Raw genomic sequence first — 21,221 nt, forward strand, 5'->3', positions numbered from 1 at the left:
TTTTCGTTCATCGTGGCATTTTATATTTAAACGGGTGTCCCTCGTTTTTATGCTTTAAAACGATATCCTGCTCCCCAAACAGTTTCGATATATTGCGGATTTGAGGGATCAATCTCTATTTTTTCACGTATTTTTCGAACATGGACTGTTACTGTTGTGACATCCCCCATTGCTTCAAGACCCCATATTCTTTCAAATAAATGATCTTTACTAAATACATGGTTAGGATGGGTCACTAAAAAGAGCAGCAAGTCAAATTCTTTATTTGTAAGCACAATTTCTTTTTCATTCATAAAAACTTGGCGTGATGCTTTATCAATTTTTAATCCCCGCACACGAATACCAGCAGTTATCCTCTCATTTCCTACTAACCGTTCATACCTTGATAAATGCGCTTTTACCCTTGCAACAAGTTCACTAGGGCTAAACGGTTTTACAATATAATCATCGGCACCAAGTCCTAATCCGCGGATTTTATCAATATCTTCCCTCTTTGCCGTTACTAATAGAATTGGTATATCTTTAACATCCCGAATGTGTTTGCATATTTCAAAGCCATTTTTTTCTGGCAGCATAATATCTAGTAATATTAAATGATAATCTTGCTTAAGTGCTTTATATAGACCAATTTCTCCTGAAGTCTCAATATCTACATGAAATCCGTTAATTTCTAAATAGTCGCGTTCAAGTTCAGCAATACTTATTTCATCTTCTATAATCAAAATATTTTTCAATGTAGCTTCCCCTTCCTATACGAAGGTTTTTAGTGTAAAAAAGATACTCGTTCCTTTCCCTATCTTACTTTCAACCCAAATATTTCCTCCATGATCCTCAATAATCCGTCTTACAATCGCAAGTCCAAGTCCACTTCCACCAGTTCCTGTATTTCTAGATGGATCAGCTCGATAAAATCGTTCAAAGATATACGGAAGTGCTTCTTCTGATATACCTGGGCCGTTATCCTTTATTTGCACGACGACAGACTCATCTGCTTGTCCTTTTATACTAATTTCAATCGATTTCTTGTCTTTGTCCATATACTTCAAGCTATTGCTGACAATATTTGTAACTGCCCGCTTTATTTTCTCTCTATCTGCTAAAACCCTATAAGGTTCTGAAATATTTGTATGAAAGAATAACGCGACATTTTCGTTTTCAAGATCAAATGTAAGCTCATCGATTAATTCTAAAAGAAAGGACTGTATATTTACCTCTTCAAAATGATACGGTAATCGGTTCATATCTAGTTTAGAGTATAATGCTAACTCATCGATTAACTTATCCATATCTACAGATTTTGTATAAATTGTATTTAAATATCGCTCCATTTTTACAGGTGTGTTTGCAACGCCGTCACGTATACCTTCCACATATCCTTTAATGGAAGTAATAGGCGTCTTTAAATCATGGGAGATATTCGCAATTAATTCTTTTCTGTTTTCTTCATATTGTAATTGGACATTAATTGATTCCTTTAATTTTTGGCGCATATGATCAAATGTTTGCGCTAGTTTACCAAGCTCATCCTTCTGCTTAATGCCAATTTGAAAATCGAGATCACCTTCACCTATTTTCTGAGCAACTTGAATTAGTTTATTTACAGGCTTAATAATAGTTCTTGACACAAAATATGTTAATAGCCCATTTGTAGAAATAAGAATAAGGAGCAAAACTCCGAACAAAGTCAAAAATAAGGCCCTTCCAGCATGAATAAATGTCCCTGCATCACGGGCAATAAAGACTGTCCCCTTTTTCCCATTAGAAAAATAAAAATCATATGACTGAATAATATAATGGTGACTGCCTACCCACTGAACAGGCTGCCATCTATCATCTTCGCCAAATGAAGGCAAGGTAGAAATAGATAGTTGTTTTACCATTGATGATTTAAAAATAATTTTATGGTCTTTTCTTATGATGATCGATGCATGATGCTTTCTCAACTTCTGATCAATTGCTGCAAGATAATTCTGATGCTCTAATTGTTCAGGAGATAGTGAGGCAACTTTTTTTATTGAAGTAAACTCTTGATTTATGATGGTAGTATCTAAATTTTTAGCAGCACCGAAGTTCATAAATCTCTTAATATCCCCAAAGAAAATAGATACTAGCAACAGAACCGCTGCAATAAAGAGAAGAACAGGAATTAACACCATCGCTATATTTGATAAAACTAATCTTTTCCGGATAGACATATTTCCACCAACTTTCGATGCACTTTATTTAAACAGATATATTCTATCAGAATAAAGGCTGCATCATACAGAAACACCGCACAATACAATTGGCGGTGCTCAATATCTTTTATCTTTTTAAATTCTCTCTGATTTTTTTAAATTCTACTTCATCAATTTCGCCATTTATATATCTTTTTTCTAATAGCTCCAGAGTACTAAAAGACTCTCTATAGCAAAACCGATTTCGACGCCGCATAATCATGGTAATGATCAATACCGCAATGAAGAATAAAAAGAATGGAAAACCAAACCAAGGAAAACATCCTATATGATGCAACAGTATCACTCCTAAAAGTTTATTTTTCTATATTGCCTTTACAGAATATCCTTAACTGCTTAAGCCCACATAAACAAATTATTAAATATTTCTTAAGTAGCAATACCGTTATTTACTTGTTGCTTAAAGTATAGGAACCTCAAAAGGGAAAACTCTAATAAGTGATCATATGGCCCTGACCTGCCATAGAAAGAGAATCTCTGGAGAAAAAATATGCTGGGAAAAATAGAATTCAATGAAAAAAGGATGGGACAAAAGTATATTAACTAAAGAAAACCCGAATATTGCGCTCCAATCCCGCTCTGGAAATATACTTTGCTTTCCGCGGACAACCGGTGAGCCTCCTGATTTATTCAATATTCGTCTTTAGCTAATCACTTTTGAGCTTTGCCCCAACCTCTTTTGCTAATAAAGCAAATCTTAAAAGTTATTCTACTTTAAAAATAGAAGCCGTTTGTTCCAATTCATCTGCAAGGTTAGATATTTTTTCAACCATTTCTACTAATTGCTGAACCATTGATGACTGTTCCTGTGAAGTAGCTGCGACCTCTTCTATAGAAGCAGATACTTCCTCCCCAGATGCTGAAACATTATGTACGAAAGAGGTGACTTTATCTTTACTCATATTCATTTCCTTCATATCCTCAGCTATGTTTCTAATGAAAGCAATGATATCTGACACTCGATCAATGACTTGCATAAACGCCTCTTTTGTTTCCACAATATATTCGTTTTGTTCCTTGGTGACAGATTGAATAGCTTTTACACTTTCAGAGTTATTTTTCGTAAATTGCTGTGCTTCTCTAATAATGCCATGAATTTGTTCAACTGAATGCGAGGATTGTTCGGCTAATTTACGAATTTCTTCTGCAACAACAGAAAATCCCCGTCCAGCCTCACCTGCTCTAGCAGCCTCAATAGATGCATTTAACGCTAATAAATTTGTTTGTTCCGCAATTCCATGAATTACTTTCGTTATATTTCCAATACGTGCAGAACTCTCTTCTAACAATTGCGTTGAATCTGACACTTTAGCAACTTCAATTTCGTTCTGTTTATTTATTTGGATTAAATTTTGGATTACTTGTTTTTTGGACTCAACTAAATTGGACATTTCTAAAGCATGTTTTTTTACCATTTCAACTGTTTTATTTGCTTCATCAATTTCGACACCTAGATTTGTAATTTGATTCGCTACTTCGTCTGTATCCCGTGCTTGCGATTCAATTGCTAAAGATATCTCTTGAGTGGTGCTTGTCGTCTCATCAATTGCTGCAGCAGTTGTTTTTGCTGTACGATTCAGTTCACTGCTGCCTGTCTCAAGTACATGGATTGATTCATTCATATGTACAATGATTTTTCTAGTTTTATCAACCATTTTATTAAAGCTGTCTGCTAATTTTTTAAATTCATCTTTATATGGCTCGTTCATCGAAACGTTCAAATTACCTTCGGATATTTCCTTCATTCTATTCATTAGACGTGAGAGAGGAATGGTTACCATTCTTGAAAGATATAATCCCAACATAGCTGAGATTATGATGCTGATAAGAATGACCCAAATTGTTTGCATCATCATCTTTTTAACCGGGGATTTAATATCTGCATAACTATCTTCCATCCCTACTATCCAATCAGTTCCTGGGACATTCGCCATACTGATTAAAGATTTGTTATCTCCTGTTCCAAGATCCCTCTGTAAAACATTGACTTCTTGATCATCAATTTGAACCTTTTTCGTAAGATTATTCAAGTCAGTCCTTTTCTCAATCGTATTAATTTTAGCCTTATCTTTAGAGGATATAATAAGCCCATCTTTATCGCGAAGTGTAACAGTCCCTGTCTTTCCTACTTTTATATTATTAAGATTGCTAGTGAAAAATTCAGGCTTGATAGAGTCCGCTAAAACCCCTATAATCTCTCCCGCATCATTCTTGATTGGGATTCCAATCACAATAATTGGTTTTCCAGTTGCTTTGGAAATATCCATTTTTCCAACGGTTACTTTCCCATTAATTGCCCCTTGAAAATAATCTCTATCTTTAGCATTTTTCTTTTCATAGGCAGGTATACTATCGGCAATATCATTACCATTCTTATCCATGACATAAAAATGATCATGATCTGTTGTATCTTCATAGCTTTCCTTTAAAAACTTTTCAACTTCTGATAGCAGTTTTCTTTGACTAGCCGCAGTATGATCATTTTTAATGTTTGCTTTATTGCTCATATTCACTAAATCTTTGACAGTATCATTGTTCGCCATCGTTTTAGTCATTTGCACTTCTCCTTGCTCAAGAGAACCAATGACATTCGCTGTCCGTTCAGCATTTGTATTCAACGTTTGTTTTGACTCCGTTACCAGTTCATTTGAACTAGTATAATAATTAATAGCCCCCGATACAATAAGAGAAGCTGTGACTAGACCTCCGATAAACATCGGGAGTTTCCTTCTAATGGACATGTGTTCCTACCCCTTTTCTCTGTGTATTTGTTATTTCCTCCAATAAACAGAAGTCTCTATGTATGATTACCACAATATTCTATCACCACTTTCATTGCTTCGCTAATAGATTTTATGGGCATTAGACGAAGTTTACATGTTCGCCTCAATCTTTTGTACATAAATATTAAAAAACTTTGACATAATGATAAAAATGATATACATTAGCAAATGGACGAACGTTTTTATATAATTTTAGTTTAATATTCGTTTTTAGGGGTGTAAATCATGGAAAACGTATTTGATTACGAAGATATTCAATTAATTCCGGCAAAATGCATTGTTAATAGCCGTTCTGAATGTGATACAACTGTAGTCTTTGGTGGACGTACATTTAAATTACCGGTAGTACCTGCAAATATGCAAACAATTATTGATGAAAAAATCGCGCTTTACTTGGCGGAAAATGGTTATTTCTATATCATGCACCGCTTTGAACCAGAAAAGCGCCTGTCTTTTATTAAAGATATGCAATCACGCGGTCTATTCGCTTCTATTAGCGTCGGCGTTAAAGAAGAAGAATATCAATTTATTCAACAACTATCTGAAGAACACCTTTCACCCGAATATATTACAATAGATATTGCTCATGGCCACTCGAATGCAGTCATAAATATGATTCAGCATATTAAAAAGCACTTGCCTGAAAGTTTTGTCATTGCAGGCAATGTCGGAACTCCAGAAGCTGTGAGAGAGTTAGAAAATGCTGGTGCAGATGCAACGAAAGTGGGCATCGGTCCAGGAAAAGTATGCATTACAAAAATTAAAACGGGATTTGGTACTGGCGGTTGGCAACTTGCAGCTTTGCGTTGGTGTGCAAAAGCAGCAAGCAAACCAATTATTGCTGACGGGGGTATTCGCACACATGGTGATATCGCCAAATCTGTTCGATTCGGTGCGTCAATGGTGATGATTGGCTCATTATTCGCAGGACATGAAGAATCTCCAGGAAAAACAATTGAAAAAGATGGGAAACGATATAAAGAGTATTTTGGTTCAGCCTCTGAATTTCAAAAAGGCGAAAAGAAAAACGTTGAAGGCAAAAAAATGTATGTCGAGTACAGAGGTTCCTTGGAAGATACATTAAAAGAGATGGAACAAGATCTGCAGTCCTCTATTTCTTATGCTGGAGGAAATAAATTAGATGCAATCCGAACTGTAGATTATGTAATCGTTAAAAATTCAATTTTCAACGGTGACAGAATCTATTAAAAAATGAAATGGTATATCGTCAATCTATATTGACGATATACCATTTTTTCGTTAACTTCATTGTTTTTCCATCAGAAAAGTGTAGTTGATTTCCGCTTGCGGATGCCGCTTTCTGTGGGCGAATACTGAGTCTCATCTTTTCCACTAATCCCGAAGGAGTAAGTCTCCTATCTATTGTTGCAAAGCCGGTTCTTACTCTATGCTTCCTCCCTCAAATTCTATTTTTTTAACTTTTTTTACTTTCAAAATATAGGATCGATAATGTATAGTGAAAGAAACTAAGTGAAGATGTATGTTGATGTTTTTTTACTGTAGCTTCATAGAAAGGGGGTATAAGAATGTCTCGCGTACTATATTTGGGCTTACCAGGAGAAGGCCACGTTAATCCATCATTAGGACTTATACAGGAACTCGTTAAGCGCGGAGAAGAAGTCATATATTATGGCGAAAATGAACACAAAGAGAGAATTATAAAGTCAGGAGCTATATTTCGACCTTTTAGCTCTGTTAAGCCAAAGCAAGATGAAAAAGGGATAAAATCGAGAAGCAATCCTTTAAAAAGAGAAATTCGAATACTCCAATATACTATAAAAAGACTCCCTTCATTACTGAATGAAATAAAAGAAGCGCATATCGACTATATTATTTTTGATACTCAGTTTGTACTTGGGAAAATCATTGCACAGGTGTTGGAGCTGCCAAGCGTTTCATTTTGCACTACCTTTGCTTTTAGTAAAAATATAATGAAGGCCATTCAGTCCAATCGCAGTAAAATTGAATTTGAACCCTCTCTCATTGAGAAACGAAGAGCATTGCGTGATTATATTACAAACGAGTACCACTTTTCATTTCCAGAATCAATTATGTTTAATACTGGTGATATTACGCTCGTATGTACATCAATGTATTTCCAACCGGAATCTAATGATTTTGATGAATCTTTTAAATTTATTGGTCCATCTATTGCTAAACGTAAGGATAAAAACAATTTTCCAATTGACGCTCTAAAAGGGAAGCACGTCATTTTTATTTCCATGGGCACAGTTGTCAACGAACAGCCTACATTTTACGCTCATTGTCTCGAGGCATTTAAAGATATCGACGCAATGGTTGTTATGTCCATCGGAAAAAAGAGCAATGTTGAAGATTTTAAACAAGCTCCTTCTAATTTCATCATTCGAAACTATGTCCCTCAACTAGATGTTTTACAGACTGCTGATATTTTTATCACGCACTGCGGTATGAACAGCACTAGCGAAGCATTATTTTATAATGTTCCTCTCGTCATGAATCCCGTAACTGCAGATCAACCTTTAGTTGCGAGACGAGTACAACAGTTAGGAGCTGGCGTCATGTTAAATAAAACTGATTTAAATCCTTTAACCTTACGCAAGGCAGCAGAATCAGTATTATCAGATAAAATTTATCGGGTAAATGCCTTAAAGATAGGGGCATCTTTACGTAATACAGGCGGCTGCCTTCAAGGAGCGGATGAGATTTTTTCTTTCAAGAAGACTTATATTGGGCTTTAGATTCATCATGCTTTAACGTGTAGATGGTGGCATCCCCTATGCATGTGCACTGATGTAACTCTAGTGTTCCTCGGACCAATGTACTACAGAACAAAAAGGGCGCTGTCTCTATTAAGAGGGCAGTCCCTTAAAAAATAATGATATTATTTCCTTAAATACTTCTAAAAACAGTGGCAATTCTCTATCCACCAGCTATACAGCCTTTCACCAAAAGATCAATATTAATATTCCTGATTTCAACATTCAACTGCAACGATTACCTAATGTTGTTGATACCTTTTTGTTTTAGCTTCTTGATACGCATTTTTAAATAAAGGAGAGATCTTTTCGTTTCCCGCTAGTTGAGGCTGGTCATCATCAGTCAGTATCTCTAATAGCTTTTGAATATCTTCTTTTGTAGCAGGAGCTTTTTCCGGCTTAAGTGCTAAGGTTAATCGCCCGCTTGGTTCAAGTATTCCTAGTTGAACATCTTCAACACTTGCGACCTTTTCCATTCGGAGTCTCATTTCAATATCATCTGTTGTCATTCGCGCCTTTTTTAATTCCTTCATAATAATTCTCCCATCCTTTATAACTACGGAAGGAAGCCCGAATATAAATTTTCTTACAATCGGAAACCAAATTTGAATTTTGGCTAATAATACTAAACCAATTGTCAGCAATACTCCTCCATATACTGCCCCCCATTCACTTTTAAACCCTAATGGTTGAATTAAAATTGTTCCTATAGCAATCATAAATATTACTTCTGGGACAGTCATTTGCGAAATCGAACGTTTACCTGCTAAATGTAGCAAAACGATACCTGAAGCTAAAATTAATAATACTTTTAGTGGATAGGGCAGCACAGGTAACTGGGCTAAAAAGTCTTTTAACAACATTCATCAGCCCCCTTTTTCCTTGAAAACAAGCAACTTATAATAAATTTCCCGTTTTCTAATGAAATCATGCAAAAGATGCCAAATCCCTTAAATTTATACATCAACTTTAATCCCTTCCAAAATAAACTGCCCTCTCATCATCCTTCTAAAACTTTATTTAAATAAGGGTCAAATGGAACATATTTAAATGGTTCTTCAATCCTGTTTGTTCATTTTCATTAATTACTCTCGAAAATAGAAAAAGAGAAGAAGACTCATTTACCATCAAGTCATCTTCTTCTCCTAATAAAATCCTATATTACATTCGTATGCCTTTATTTTCCCCCTGAAGATAGACGTTTAATAAGGACGATTAATAATACAATGATTAATATGATTATGAGACATTTGAAGAGCACTCCTATGACTACGCCTAGAATGACAAGTAAAATAGCGGATGCAGCCATCCCTACTCCCCAAATAACGATAAATGTAATGATATTTCCTCCGAAAATACCAGAACATAAAAGGGCAATAATAAACCCTATTACTAACGAAATGAATTCTATCATTTTTCTTCCCCCGTTATCTATTAACACTTAAAGAGCATCATTTACATAATATGGTAGTAACGACCTATCGTCAATGGTCCCAGGAGGCTGACACCTTTAACATCTTCTATAAACAGAAGTCCCCTTAATTAAGGTTTTCCGCAAATACCATAAAAGAGAATGTGAAGGGCACTATCAATTAAATCTGTATTTCCGCTTTGTTCAACCATCTTCATTAATTCCCCATAATGTTGCAAGGTAAAATTTATAAACATTAATAAAGCCTGTGAAGAAACTTTATTAGAAATCTCCCCGCTTTTTTTACCATCCTCCAGCATTTGGAGTATTAAGGGAATTGCTTTCTCGTTGGTCACCCTTTGTAAATATTCGGCCATTTCATCGTCCTCAATAAGCAATTGGTTAATCATATGCGGCGAGAAAGTATTAAAAGCCTCCTTGTCATGGAAAATAATCCGCTCAATTTTTTCTTTTACTGACATATTTGACTGCATATATTCCTCAAATTCTTTCATGGATGTATCAATATAATCTTTGATGACTTCGTGTAATAATGCCTCCTTGCTTCCAAAATAATTGTAAATGGTTACTTGGGACACATGGGCAGCTTTAGCAATATCAGCCACCCGAATTTTACTTGGTTCCCATGTCTTTAACATTTCTAACGTCGTTCTTAAAATCTTCTCTTTAATTAAAGCAGCTCTTTTTTCAAATCCGTTCATAGTCTTCACCCTACATATCAATAATTACTAATAATGAAATTATAACATAAAAATATTTCATAATTGTATTGACTCTAGTATCACCAAAAAGTAATATAATATATGAAATTTATTATTAAATATATTTCATAATTATTTTGGAGGTGTGAACAATGCTACAAGTTCACAATTTAACGAAAACATTCAAGAATGGTAAAGGGATCTTCAATGTAACTTTTTCAATTAAAAAAGGAGAGGTTTTTGGATTTTTAGGACCAAATGGTGCGGGGAAATCAACAACTATCCGGCATATTATGGGATTTATGAAGCCAGATACAGGGTTTATTAAGATAAATGATTTGGACACATGGAAAGATCAAGGGGAAGTACAAAAATATATTGGCTATTTACCTGGTGAAATTGCCTTTATTGAAGGGATGACAGGTAAAGGATTCCTTGATTTTATGGCTGATATGCAAAAATTGAAGGATTTTTCAAAACGCAATCAATTAATTGAGCGTCTTCAATTTGATATTAATACACCGATTAGAAAAATGTCCAAAGGGATGAAACAAAAAGTAGGGATTGTCGCTGCCTTTATGCATGATCCTGAAGTGATCATTTTAGATGAACCAACATCTGGATTGGATCCGTTAATGCAAAAAGTGTTTATTGAAATCGTGCTTGAAGAGAAAGCAAAAGGAAAAACGTTTTTAATGTCATCCCATAGTTTCCCTGAAATTGAAAGAACATGCGATCGGGCTGCAATTATAAAAGACGGCGTCGTTATTACTGTAAAGGACATTCATGAATTGCAATCGATGCAGCGTAAGCTTTTCGAAATAACTTTTGAAAACAGTTCAGATGCTGAAGCTTTTGCTAACTCTAACCTGCCCATTGAATTTCATGAAAAGAACCGGGTAAGAGTAGCAATCCAAGGGAATTTTGATCAATTTTTACAAGAAACTGCTAAATATCATGTTCGAAATATCGATGTCTTTTCCCAGAGCCTTGAAGAAATTTTCATGAATTATTACGATAGAACGGGGGCTTTGAAATGAATTTCTCACTCTATAAACAGATGATGAAGGTAAACCTTAAAGGGATGTTAAACTATGCAATTGGGTCAGCCTTTTATATGATCTTGATGGTATGGGTATATCCAAGTATCGAAAAAAGCGCAAAAACAATGAATGATATTTTTAAAGTGATGCCGGCAGGAATGCTCAGGGCATTTGGTTTTGAAAGTGGATTTGGCAGCTTTGAGTCATATATATCCGGTGAATATTATGGCGTCATCTTAACAATTATTCTGACAATTTTCTGCGTCATGCTGCCTACACAGCTAATTGCAAAATTAGTTGATCAAGGTTCAATGGCATATTTATTGTCAACTCCAACAACAAGAGGAAAAATCGCTTTTACACAAGCAACTGTTTTTTTTACAGGGATTCTGCTTATTATGATTATTACAACTCTATCCGGCTTTATTGGCTACGGTTTATTTATTAAAGATGAACATGCTTTCCACGCTTTGAAATTTATTCAGATTAATATCGGAGCCTTTCTCCTTTTCTTTGCAGTTGGCGGGATTTCATTTTTGATCTCTTCATTGGCAAACGATGAAAAGAAAGCACTGGGGATCTCTGGCATCATAGCGTTTGGGTTTTTCAGTTTAGATATGTTAGGAAAGATCAGTGATAAAATTGATTGGCTACGAAATATCACAATTTACTCTTTGTTTAGACCTAGTGACATTGTAACTGGCAAAGCAGATTTAATACAGACATCGATTATTCTATCTTTAATCGGCATTGTTACAATAGGAATTGGGATATTGATTTTCAGAAAACGGGATTTACCATTATAATGTACTTCCTACAACCCTCAGTTTAGATTGAAACATACAAGATTACTTCTGAAAATGATAGGGACTGCCTCTGTTAACTATGCAGTCCCTATAAAGAAAGTATTTTTTATTTTGAAAATATGTCTCCGAAAAACAGTGGAGTCCTTTCTCATTTGGAGAAAGGATTTTACTTTATGATTGCACTATTTGATGATCTAAAACGTTTTGTGATTGTATGAATTGCCCGATAGGTTCGCCTATAATCCCTTCATTTAAGTCAAACACCAACTGGCCTCTTACAAATGTTTTCGTGACCCGACAATTGATCTCCCTATCAAGATATGGAGAATGTTTATGACGATAAAATAAGTTCTCCGCCTTTACGATATACGATTGGTTAGGATCAACTAAGATTATGTCAGCATCTTTAAAAAGGGCAATCTCACCTTTTTCTTTTAAGTTAAACCTTTCTGCAGGCTTTGTAGCAATCATCCTGACAAATTGGGTGAGCGGCAATTTACGTTTTTTCACAGCTTCGTCGAACATCAAATCAACATTGTTCTGGCAGCCCGTAATACCTCCCCATATTTCAAAAATATTATTTGTCTCACTATACTTCATTTCCGGCGGGCAAGGAGAATGATCAGATGTCAGCATATCAATTTTTCCTTGTTTTAATACTTCCCATAATTTTTCTTGCTCCACTTCATCCCGTAAAGGAGGAGAACATTTAGCAAGAGGCCCGATTTCTTCAAATTGTTGCGTATTAATTGTAAAGTAGTGCGGGCATGACTCAAGGGTCACATCTTGCCCTTCATTCCGTGCTTTAATAATTTCTTCTACTCCTGCCGCACTGCTAATATGGACAAAATGCAGCTTACAGCCAGTTTCTTTCGCCAGTAGCAATGCTCGTTTGATAGCATCTATCTCCGTAAAAACAGGACGGGACGCAACATAATCTGTAGGTGTAATCTTTCCTTGCTTGATCATTTCCTGCGCTAAACGATCTGTAATCTCGGCATTTTCTGCATGAATAGATAAGATATGACCAAGTTCAGCTAATTTTTTCATTCCTGCGTAAAGCGTGTAATCATCTACATTTCTAAAATCATGCGGTAAATCACTCCCACAGGTAGCCATAAAACACTTATAAGCCACCACTCCTGCATCAGAAAGCTCCTGCAAGTTTTCTAGATTTCCTGGAACTAAACCGCCATACAGAGCATAGTCGACATAATTTTTCCCCTTAGCGGCTGCAAGCTTTAATTCCAATGCCTTTCTATTCGTAGTTGCTGGTAAGGCATTTAAGGGCATATCTACATAGGTTGTTGTACCACCCGCTGCCAGCGCCTTTGTTCCACTCTCAAATCCTTCCCACTCTGTGCGCCCAGGTTCACATATATGTACATGTGTATCGATCATGCCTGGCATCACGTATTGTCCTTCCGCATCTAAAACTTGAACTGCCATTTCAAGTAAACTTTCAGCAATTGCAACAATCTTGCCATCTGCAATTCCTATATCGACTTTTCTAACTCCGTCCCCGAATACGACATTACCATTTTTAATAATTAAATCATATTTCATGGCCGCCCACTCCAATTTATCTCATTTTTCGTTAGCCTCGTTTGTTTAATTGTTTCCTGTTCAAAAATTGTCCCCATTTTAAATGTTGAATTCTTAAATGCAAATTTTGTTAAACAGATATATGCTATTCCAGCCACTACAGCACCAATAATCCATGCCAATTCAACCTTTATAAAGGCAGCTCCGGCTCCAATAAACATAGCTATCACTGCAGCTGGATTATATCCAGCAAAAAGACCATCTATATCATATAATTCTGAAACATTTACTTTTTGCTTTCTTAAAATGTAGTATTCTATCAATAAGATAGAAACAATTGGTCCTAAAAATGCGGAATAAATAAGAATAAACATATCGAGCCCTTTTGCTGAAGAATCCTGTACAAGCACCCACGGAAATGCTCCTAACGACAGCAGACCAGTCAAGACAACTGCAGGTTTGAATTTTAATTTCGTTAACAACGTAATAACATAAGTTGGCGGAACAATATTGGCAACCAAGTTTACCGCTACCACGCCGATAACGATGAAAGCAGAAACAAAAACTGTAATATAAGGATTATTTACCACTTCTGCAAATGCCTTTACCGGATTAGAAATACCAGTCGCTGATGCGAGCATCGCACCAATTGTAAGTGTCATTCCGTATGCTATAAAAATTGGTAAAAAATAGAGCAATCCTCTTTTTGCATCACTGATTCCCGTTTTTAACTCTCTTGAATAATCTGCAGCACTTAAAAATATGGCTGCATAATTCCCCATAAACATCATAATAAATGAGAAGAATGGTAACCCCCATGAACCCTTTGCATGAACCCATTTTTCAGCAATCACATGACTATGGGATGAGAGCAGAACAACAAATACGTAGAGCAATGCTAACATAATAATGATAGATGTAAGTGACTCAACCCATTTAATTGCATGGAATCCATACATTGAAAGACCTATTTGCACCAGCTGAAGGACGATAAAACAGATTGCAATATGATCAAAAGAACCACCGCTAACAATCTTCGCAATTTCATTTAAAGCAGTCGCGCCCACCCAACTTTGAAAACCATACCAAACGATAGCGGGAATACCACGGCAAAGTGATGATATGATAGAACCCTTTACTCCAAATGACATTCTGAGCTGTATAACGTAAGGGACACCTGTTTTATATCCAAGCCTGTCATTTAATGCAAAAACAGTTGAAATAATTCCAATAGCAATAATTGCGGCTGCAAATGTTTGAAAAATATTTAACGTTGCCATCCCTGCGACCACCAGACTGGCTCCAAGCGTCATATTACCTAAATTTACGCCATCACCTATCCACATAAAAATATAATTTAGCGGGCCTACCGCTCTATCCTTAGCCATTTTTGGATAAAGTGATTCATCAATGTCAGCATCACGTTGGGGCTTTTCCGTTGTTTCAACGAATTTTTCTACATTAGTAGACATATGTATCCAGCTCCTTTTTTACTGTTGAATAGTTATCTTGATGAATCTACTAGGTGCATAGGTAAGAGTTCACTTACAACAAGAGACAACTAACATGTTTCTTACATCGGTATCTTGATAACAAGCAGTTAATTGTTAACCAATTACCCTCCTTTGACGATTAAATATTGAAACATTTTAAATAATTAGATATTTTAATCGTCCTTACTCTAATTTGATGTTATTTTAATTAACATTATACGTCATATTTAATCACCGATATAATAGAATTTCATTATTTAAATTGCACAAAATTTATATATGAAATTATTCACATTACATAAATCGTAGGCCCCTCAAGGTTTTCAAGTTTTATACATGTGAGGAAACATAACGTAGTTTTAATCGGATTTAATAGAAATTATTTTTTGGGACTGGTTTAAAAATTGATGAAGAGGATAAGGAGCAAGACTCCTGAGAGTGGGGATAAAAGATATTGGTGGGAAAAGTGCTAAAAAATTCCCTAAAAAACGTTGGGTTAAGTATAAAGTCAAAAAAAGAGCGTGTTTCCATGAAAAAAGTTATTTTGCTAGTTTGTGCCTTATTTTTTTCTACAACTATCTAAAACAAGTAAAATTACTTTTAAATTTATTGAAATATTTTAAAAGATAGCACTGACTTAGACAAAGAAAATCTTCAAGTTTTAAATTGATATACCCTTAAAATATTTATTATTAAGCTTAAAAAAACAAGAGATTCTGGTGGAGACATGTGAGGAATTATTAAATAAGATCTCTATTTAAGGCGCGGCAGAAGAGGATTCTCATATTTATGGGGGGCCTTTTTTCTTTTCGTTGAGAGAGGGCAAATAATGGGGAAGCGTCAACGGTAAGTCGGACTGAGCGAGGGACTAGCTCCAACTTTAAACAAACTGCTTAAATACGATTCTCTAGCTTGGGGGACTGCAGAAGACCATTTATCTTCTGCTTTAATTGGAAAAGTAGTACTTCTAGAAGTATTGCTTACTGGGTTGTAAAAGCGGCAGAATGCTTTTTTAAAAATGGGGAGGAATACATTTGAATAATGATGAATTAGCAATTACCTTAATGCTTATGAAAAATGCAATAGTATCTTTACATGAATACTTAGCTCCTGAACTTTAAACAAGAGATTTAGCACTTTTAAAATATAGATTTGCTGAAAGCGAAATATCAAAATTAGATAGCTATTTCAAAGAAATTGGGATTAATAAAATGAAACCCTTTAAAGAAGATTTTAGAAAAACACTTGCCGAAATTGTCTGTCCGACATATAGTCTGCGGGGAAAATTTCAAAAAGACATAAAGGTTTATTTGGACTAATTTCCTTAATAAATAATGAGACATAAAAGGAGTTTATGCTAATTGCTGCATTAGTAATTTCACCTATTTCACCTATTTCTTTAGGAATGAGCACTACAGCTTTAATTCTAAGAATAAAATGATCGTATATGCTATGAAAGTAAAATTTCTAGGGGAATACTTTGTTACTTTAGCTTGCGGGGATTAACCAGATTCGGATAATCCGTATATGGTTATTATTATCCCCTGTAGGACCATTGAAATGAAGGATCACTACACTAACACCCGGTTATTAGAAAGGTACACGAATACTTTTAAATCACAGTCAAAGTGTTTAGACCTTTTTAAAAATCCCCGCTATTGTTATTCCAATATTTAACAGTACATAGTAATATATAGACATCATCAATTACTTTTAGGAGGATTATAAGATAGGATCAACGCTACAAATATTACTAATTGGCGTTATTCTTTTCGGATTGGGTTATTACATGAAAAAAAGCGGCTTATTAGATTATCTATTATCCCTTTAGCCATGGTCATTATTGGCTTAATTAGTTTAATATAAAAAAAGCTGACTCTGGCATAGCTAGAGTAACACTAGCAGTTTCGTCTAAATCCTTTTCTTCCATTTCTCTTCTAATTACATTTGACTTATCATCCATTAAATCTTCTAAAACCTCATCTAGTTCTTTGCGTGCAGTATCTTTTAATTCTTGAGCAACATCTTTTTCAAATGAGGTTTGCTCTTTTACCTCATGTTAATTTAAGCCTAAATCAACATGCTCTACTAACGGATTGCTGTCTACTGCTTGGCTTTCCTCAGCGAAAAAACTAATCTGGCTAAATGATAGAGTAGTAGCAAAAGTACCTCCATGCTATTTTCCCGCTTAAATATTTCTACGCCCCTACATAGACATGAACTTGATTACGCCCTTCCCGTTTTGCAGAGTACAATGCTTTATCTGCTTTATTCAAAAGCTGGTATAATGTTTCTTCCTCACCTTTTGTTGCCTCAACGACTCCACTGCTTAAAGTAACAGAAATAACGCCCTCATCAGTAACTAGCGCCTGTGTCTCTACTTGCTGACGCAGCTGATTTGCTAATGCTTCTCCCTCTAACACCGTACTTCCTTTCAAAGCTAATACAAACTCCTCACCACCATATCGGGCGAATAACATACCTTCTTCCAATTGCCTTTGACAAACATTTACTACATGCATAAGCAATTGATCCCCAACATCATGTCCGTAAGTATCATTCACTTTTTTAAAATAATCAATGTCGATCAATATGACTGTAAATGGTAATGAAAATTCTTTAGCGGCAGCAAACTGTTGCTCGCATTTCTGAAAAAATGCTCGCCGATTAAAAATTTGCGTCAACTCATCATAATAAGCTTGACGCTCTAATTCTATCTGCAGCCTTTTAAGTTCTGTGATTTCCGTAAAAATAATTAATAGACCTTTACAGTTATTAACATGCTGCAATACTGAAGTACGAATCTGATAAATGTGCTTTGACTGATTAGCAGTCAATTCTATTTCCCGAGAGAACTCAGTAGTATCCAATTCAAAAGGAAATGAATCTCCTGACAATACACACCAAACATCATCAAAGTCCATCCCAAACATGGATTTAGTTAATTGCGGAAACATTTTTTTACATGAATGATTATATTCAATTACTCGATAGGATTCATCCAGTACAATAACACCATCATTTATGCTATTAAATATCGCGTCTTTAGCAATAGGCATAATCGTAAACATACGGGATGAACGAATCGACCATAAATATAAGAGCGAGGAAAGCCATAAAACCATCGGTACAGGATCAATACCCGGAGGCGTCATTCCAATTAAATAGAGAAAAGCTGTTAACATGGGCACTAGTTGACCACACATTAACGAGATTAGTTGCGGGCGATAAACCTTAGCAGTCTCTTTCCAATTAGAAAGTACTAATAAAAAAGCTACGAACATGCAGGAGAATATAAAAACACCATGAATCATATACCATATACCGATCTCCTGATGAATGTAAGGGACCCCTAAAATCGGATCAACTTCCAGCTTTCTATAAAACAAGTGATGAAAATCATTCGTAGCAACCATCACGAAAGTAACAAAAGGGAGCACAAGAAGAGCAATACACCATTTTTTCTTGATTTTCATCCCCAAATACCGCATAACAAATAATAATCCTAATGGCGGAGCAAATGGCATACCAATATACTCAATAATTGTCCAAAACTTTATTTGCTCAAGTGTCGTGGCCATTAAACCAAAAGCAGAACCGAAACAATAAATCGTTATGGATACAGTATAAAAGATAAACAGATTGGAGATATTCGTATAGTAGTAACGTTTTACAAACGCATATAAACATAAATACAAATTAAGTACCCCTGATGTACAAACAAGCGCAACATAAGCGGTTATTTGCGAACTCACGATATTGATCCCTCCCTTTTGAATGGGACTTTTTACTCTAATGTAGCATATATAAAAATAAATGTGGATGTTTATTATCAACATATTTTTCAATAAAATATAGCGATTACATCGGCAAACTAATCTCTACCTTCTACATTAAAATATAGGACTGCGTAAATAATAGTAAGTGTGGGCATTTGTTTCTTTAATGTTCGAGGTTAAATAATGTTTATTTTCATTTATCCTCTTAATTCTCAATTACCCACTATATGACTACTAAACTATTTCACTTTATAATCATCTCGCCGGTTCAACCTCTAATATTGCTTATTCCTGCATATATCAATATTATTTGGACGATACTTATTAAAGTAAAAATTGATCTCTTCTCATTATATAGATTTTGGATATATATTATTTATTTAAAATAATTATTTCATTTTAATTGACAAAAACACCAATAGATATATAATGAATATAAATTAATAATAATTATAGATAACAGACATATTGAACTGTTATCTATAATTTTAAAATATCATTTCAAGGAGGAATTTCAATTATGTCTCTAATTGGAAAAGAAGTATTACCATTCAAAGCACAAGCATACAAAAACGGTGAGTTCATCGAAGTAACAGAAGCAGATTTTAAAGGTCATTGGAGCGTTGTTTGTTTCTACCCAGCAGACTTTACATTCGTTTGTCCAACTGAATTAGAAGATCTTCAAGACAACTACCCAGCTCTTAAAGAACTAGGCGTTGAAGTATTCTCTGTTTCAAGAGATTCTCACTTTACACATAAAGCATGGCATGATACATCAGATGCTATTGGCAAAATTACTTATACAATGATTGGTGACCCTGCACACGTTCTTTCTCGTAACTTTGATGTATTTATCGAAGAAGAAGGACAAGCTGATCGCGGTACTTTTATTATTGATCCAGATGGCATCATCCAAGCGATTGAAATTAATGCAGATGGCATTGGCCGTGATGCAAGCATTCTTATTAATAAAATCAAAGCAGCACAATATGTTCGCAACAATCCTGGTGAAGTTTGCCCAGCTAAATGGAAAGAGGGCGCTGAAACACTTAAACCAAGCCTTGACCTTGTAGGTAAAATCTAAGGAGTGCTATAAATGATACTTGATGCAGAAATCAAAGCACAATTAGCCCAATATTTACAGCTATTGGAAAATGATGTGCTGCTTAAAGTCAGTGCAGGAGACGATAAGTTATCTAATGATATGCTAGCTCTAGTTGATGAGCTAGCAACAATGTCATCTAAAATAAAAGTAGAAAAAACAACTTTGGAGAAAACTCCAAGTTTCAGTGTTAATCGTATTGGAGAAGATAGTGGAGTAGCTTTTGCCGGTATTCCTCTTGGTCATGAATTTACATCATTCGTGTTAGCTCTTCTACAAGTAAGCGGAAGACCTCCAAAGATCGATCAAAGCCTCATTGATCGAGTAAAAAGCATAAAAGGTGAATACCACTTCGAAACATACGTGAGCCTGACTTGCCATAACTGCCCTGATGTAGTACAAGCATTGAACATCATGAGTGTGCTAAACCCTGGCATTACCCACACAATGATTGACGGGGCTGCTTTCAAAGAAGAAGTAGAAAGCAAAAACATTATGGCAGTACCAACTGTTTTCCTAAATGGAGAATCTTTTGGCAGTGGTCGTATGTCATTAGAAGAGATTCTTACAAAAATGGGCAATACAGCAGATGCTTCCGAGTTTTCTAATAAAGACCCATTTGATGTGCTTGTCGTTGGCGGTGGCCCATCAGGTGCAAGCGCAGCGATTTATGCAGCACGTAAAGGTATTCGTACAGGAATTGTTGCTGAACGTTTCGGTGGTCAAATCATGGATACACTCGGTATTGAAAACTTTATTAGCGTAAAATATACTGAGGGACCTAAGCTTGCAGCAAACCTTGAAGAACATGTGAAAGAGTATAACGTTGATATCATAAATTCTCAACGTGCTAAACGTTTAGAAAAGAAAGACTTAATTGAAGTTGAATTAGAAAACGGTGCTGTTCTTAAAAGTAAAACAGTTATCCTTTCAACAGGTGCACGTTGGCGTAATATAGGTGTTCCTGGTGAAGCAGAGTTTAAGAACAAAGGTGTCGCATACTGCCCTCACTGTGATGGTCCATTATTTGAAGGAAAAGATGTAGCCGTAATCGGCGGTGGTAACTCCGGTGTTGAGGCAGCAATTGATCTTGCAGGTATTGTGAAACATGTAACAGTTATTGAATTTTCTCCAGAATTAAAAGCTGATACTGTATTACAAGATCGCCTTCAAAGTCTTCCTAACGTAACGGTCATCAAAAATGCCCAAACAAAAGAAATTACTGGTACCGACAAAGTAAACGGTATTTCTTATATTGACCGCGAAACAGGAGAAGAACATCATATCGAATTACAAGGCGTGTTTGTTCAAATCGGTCTTGTACCAAATACCGATTGGTTACGTGGCACACTTGAACTTACTAGAACTGGTGAGATTGTTGTCGATAACCACGGTGCAACATCTATCCCTGGTATATTTGCTGCCGGAGACTGTACAAATAGTCCTTATAAGCAAATTATTATCTCAATGGGATCAGGTGCAAATGCTGCCCTAGGTGCATTCGATTATTTAATCCGTAATTAAAGAAACATTTTTCTGTG

At 35.4% G+C, this 21,221-nt stretch carries 15 protein-coding genes; 6 read left to right on the forward strand and 9 right to left on the reverse strand.

The genetic code is table 11. The annotated features are described in order from the left end of the window. Positions 1 to 47 precede the first annotated feature (47 nt). From G4D61_RS00930 to G4D61_RS00940, 3 genes are all read right to left on the reverse strand, one after another. The gene (locus G4D61_RS00930) at positions 48 to 734 is read right to left on the reverse strand and encodes a response regulator transcription factor (RefSeq protein ID WP_025727387.1); all 687 of its coding nucleotides are present in this window, start codon (positions 732 to 734) and stop codon (positions 48 to 50) included. Positions 735 to 749: 15 nt separating this feature from the next. Continuing rightward, positions 750 to 2,195, reverse strand: coding sequence for a sensor histidine kinase (locus G4D61_RS00935; RefSeq protein WP_035355632.1), 1,446 nt, complete (start codon positions 2,193 to 2,195; stop codon positions 750 to 752). A 746-nt stretch (positions 2,196 to 2,941) separates the two neighbouring features. Then, positions 2,942 to 4,978: a methyl-accepting chemotaxis protein gene (locus tag G4D61_RS00940; RefSeq protein ID WP_035355639.1), complete on the reverse strand. Its 2,037-nt coding sequence runs from the start codon at positions 4,976 to 4,978 to the stop codon at positions 2,942 to 2,944. A 267-nt stretch (positions 4,979 to 5,245) separates the two neighbouring features. Between G4D61_RS00940 and guaC the strand changes: the two genes are divergently transcribed. Next, the gene (gene guaC / locus G4D61_RS00945; protein ID WP_035348315.1) at positions 5,246 to 6,229 is read left to right on the forward strand and encodes a GMP reductase; all 984 of its coding nucleotides are present in this window, start codon (positions 5,246 to 5,248) and stop codon (positions 6,227 to 6,229) included. Between the two features lie 338 nt (positions 6,230 to 6,567). Then, on the forward strand, positions 6,568 to 7,761 hold the full coding sequence (locus tag G4D61_RS00950; RefSeq protein WP_025727382.1) for a macrolide family glycosyltransferase: 1,194 nt from the start codon (positions 6,568 to 6,570) through the stop codon (positions 7,759 to 7,761). A gap of 260 nt (positions 7,762 to 8,021) precedes the next feature. Here G4D61_RS00950 and G4D61_RS00955 read toward each other — a convergent pair whose 3' ends face one another. From G4D61_RS00955 to G4D61_RS00965, 3 genes are all read right to left on the reverse strand, one after another. Then, positions 8,022 to 8,642: a DUF421 domain-containing protein gene (locus G4D61_RS00955; protein WP_025727381.1), complete on the reverse strand. Its 621-nt coding sequence runs from the start codon at positions 8,640 to 8,642 to the stop codon at positions 8,022 to 8,024. A gap of 314 nt (positions 8,643 to 8,956) precedes the next feature. Continuing rightward, on the reverse strand, positions 8,957 to 9,193 hold the full coding sequence (locus G4D61_RS00960; protein ID WP_025727380.1) for a hypothetical protein: 237 nt from the start codon (positions 9,191 to 9,193) through the stop codon (positions 8,957 to 8,959). A gap of 128 nt (positions 9,194 to 9,321) precedes the next feature. Beyond that, on the reverse strand, positions 9,322 to 9,912 hold the full coding sequence (locus tag G4D61_RS00965) for a TetR/AcrR family transcriptional regulator (RefSeq protein ID WP_025727379.1): 591 nt from the start codon (positions 9,910 to 9,912) through the stop codon (positions 9,322 to 9,324). A gap of 152 nt (positions 9,913 to 10,064) precedes the next feature. Between G4D61_RS00965 and G4D61_RS00970 the strand changes: the two genes are divergently transcribed. Continuing rightward, positions 10,065 to 10,952 (forward strand): ABC transporter ATP-binding protein, encoded by an 888-nt coding sequence (locus tag G4D61_RS00970; RefSeq protein ID WP_025727378.1) that lies wholly within the window; start codon positions 10,065 to 10,067, stop codon positions 10,950 to 10,952. Continuing rightward, the gene (locus tag G4D61_RS00975; RefSeq protein WP_025727377.1) at positions 10,949 to 11,761 is read left to right on the forward strand and encodes an ABC transporter permease subunit; all 813 of its coding nucleotides are present in this window, start codon (positions 10,949 to 10,951) and stop codon (positions 11,759 to 11,761) included. The genes G4D61_RS00970 and G4D61_RS00975 overlap by 4 nt, the downstream gene beginning before the upstream one ends. A 171-nt stretch (positions 11,762 to 11,932) precedes the next feature. Here the strand turns inward: G4D61_RS00975 and allB are convergent, their stop codons facing one another. The 3 genes from allB to G4D61_RS00990 form a co-directional block, all read right to left on the reverse strand. Further along, the gene (gene allB / locus G4D61_RS00980; protein ID WP_025727376.1) at positions 11,933 to 13,327 is read right to left on the reverse strand and encodes an allantoinase AllB; all 1,395 of its coding nucleotides are present in this window, start codon (positions 13,325 to 13,327) and stop codon (positions 11,933 to 11,935) included. Continuing rightward, a complete protein-coding gene (locus G4D61_RS00985; protein WP_052137935.1) occupies positions 13,324 to 14,778 on the reverse strand; it encodes an NCS1 family transporter in 1,455 nt (484 codons plus the stop codon). Before G4D61_RS00985 ends, allB begins: the two co-directional genes overlap by 4 nt. Positions 14,779 to 16,997: 2,219 nt before the next feature. After that, the gene (locus G4D61_RS00990) at positions 16,998 to 18,554 is read right to left on the reverse strand and encodes a histidine kinase N-terminal 7TM domain-containing diguanylate cyclase (protein WP_035355642.1); all 1,557 of its coding nucleotides are present in this window, start codon (positions 18,552 to 18,554) and stop codon (positions 16,998 to 17,000) included. Between the two features lie 544 nt (positions 18,555 to 19,098). Between G4D61_RS00990 and ahpC the strand changes: the two genes are divergently transcribed. Both ahpC and ahpF read left to right on the forward strand, forming a co-directional pair. Then, the gene (gene ahpC / locus G4D61_RS00995) at positions 19,099 to 19,662 is read left to right on the forward strand and encodes an alkyl hydroperoxide reductase subunit C (protein WP_025727372.1); all 564 of its coding nucleotides are present in this window, start codon (positions 19,099 to 19,101) and stop codon (positions 19,660 to 19,662) included. Positions 19,663 to 19,674: 12 nt separating this feature from the next. After that, on the forward strand, positions 19,675 to 21,204 hold the full coding sequence (ahpF, locus tag G4D61_RS01000; protein WP_035355339.1) for an alkyl hydroperoxide reductase subunit F: 1,530 nt from the start codon (positions 19,675 to 19,677) through the stop codon (positions 21,202 to 21,204). Positions 21,205 to 21,221 lie beyond the last annotated feature (17 nt).

It is taken from the genome of Heyndrickxia ginsengihumi (genome assembly GCF_011008565.1).
GTDB classification, from domain to species: Bacteria; Bacillota; Bacilli; order Bacillales; family Bacillaceae_C; genus Weizmannia; species Weizmannia ginsengihumi.

What these genes read in the sequence shown, in the direction of transcription:
- G4D61_RS00935 (WP_035355632.1), bottom strand. Translation starts at nt 2,195, where the DNA reads ATGTCTATCCGGAAAAGATTAGTTTTATCAAATATAGCGATGGTGTTA.
- G4D61_RS00940 (WP_035355639.1), bottom strand. Translation starts at nt 4,978, where the DNA reads ATGTCCATTAGAAGGAAACTCCCGATGTTTATCGGAGGTCTAGTCACA.
- guaC (WP_035348315.1), top strand. Translation starts at nt 5,246, where the DNA reads ATGGAAAACGTATTTGATTACGAAGATATTCAATTAATTCCGGCAAAA.
- G4D61_RS00950 (WP_025727382.1), top strand. Translation starts at nt 6,568, where the DNA reads ATGTCTCGCGTACTATATTTGGGCTTACCAGGAGAAGGCCACGTTAAT.
- G4D61_RS00955 (WP_025727381.1), bottom strand. Translation starts at nt 8,642, where the DNA reads ATGTTGTTAAAAGACTTTTTAGCCCAGTTACCTGTGCTGCCCTATCCA.
- G4D61_RS00960 (WP_025727380.1), bottom strand. Translation starts at nt 9,193, where the DNA reads ATGATAGAATTCATTTCGTTAGTAATAGGGTTTATTATTGCCCTTTTA.
- G4D61_RS00965 (WP_025727379.1), bottom strand. Translation starts at nt 9,912, where the DNA reads ATGAACGGATTTGAAAAAAGAGCTGCTTTAATTAAAGAGAAGATTTTA.
- G4D61_RS00970 (WP_025727378.1), top strand. Translation starts at nt 10,065, where the DNA reads ATGCTACAAGTTCACAATTTAACGAAAACATTCAAGAATGGTAAAGGG.
- G4D61_RS00975 (WP_025727377.1), top strand. Translation starts at nt 10,949, where the DNA reads ATGAATTTCTCACTCTATAAACAGATGATGAAGGTAAACCTTAAAGGG.
- allB (WP_025727376.1), bottom strand. Translation starts at nt 13,327, where the DNA reads ATGAAATATGATTTAATTATTAAAAATGGTAATGTCGTATTCGGGGAC.
- G4D61_RS00985 (WP_052137935.1), bottom strand. Translation starts at nt 14,778, where the DNA reads ATGTCTACTAATGTAGAAAAATTCGTTGAAACAACGGAAAAGCCCCAA.
- ahpC (WP_025727372.1), top strand. Translation starts at nt 19,099, where the DNA reads ATGTCTCTAATTGGAAAAGAAGTATTACCATTCAAAGCACAAGCATAC.
- ahpF (WP_035355339.1), top strand. Translation starts at nt 19,675, where the DNA reads ATGATACTTGATGCAGAAATCAAAGCACAATTAGCCCAATATTTACAG.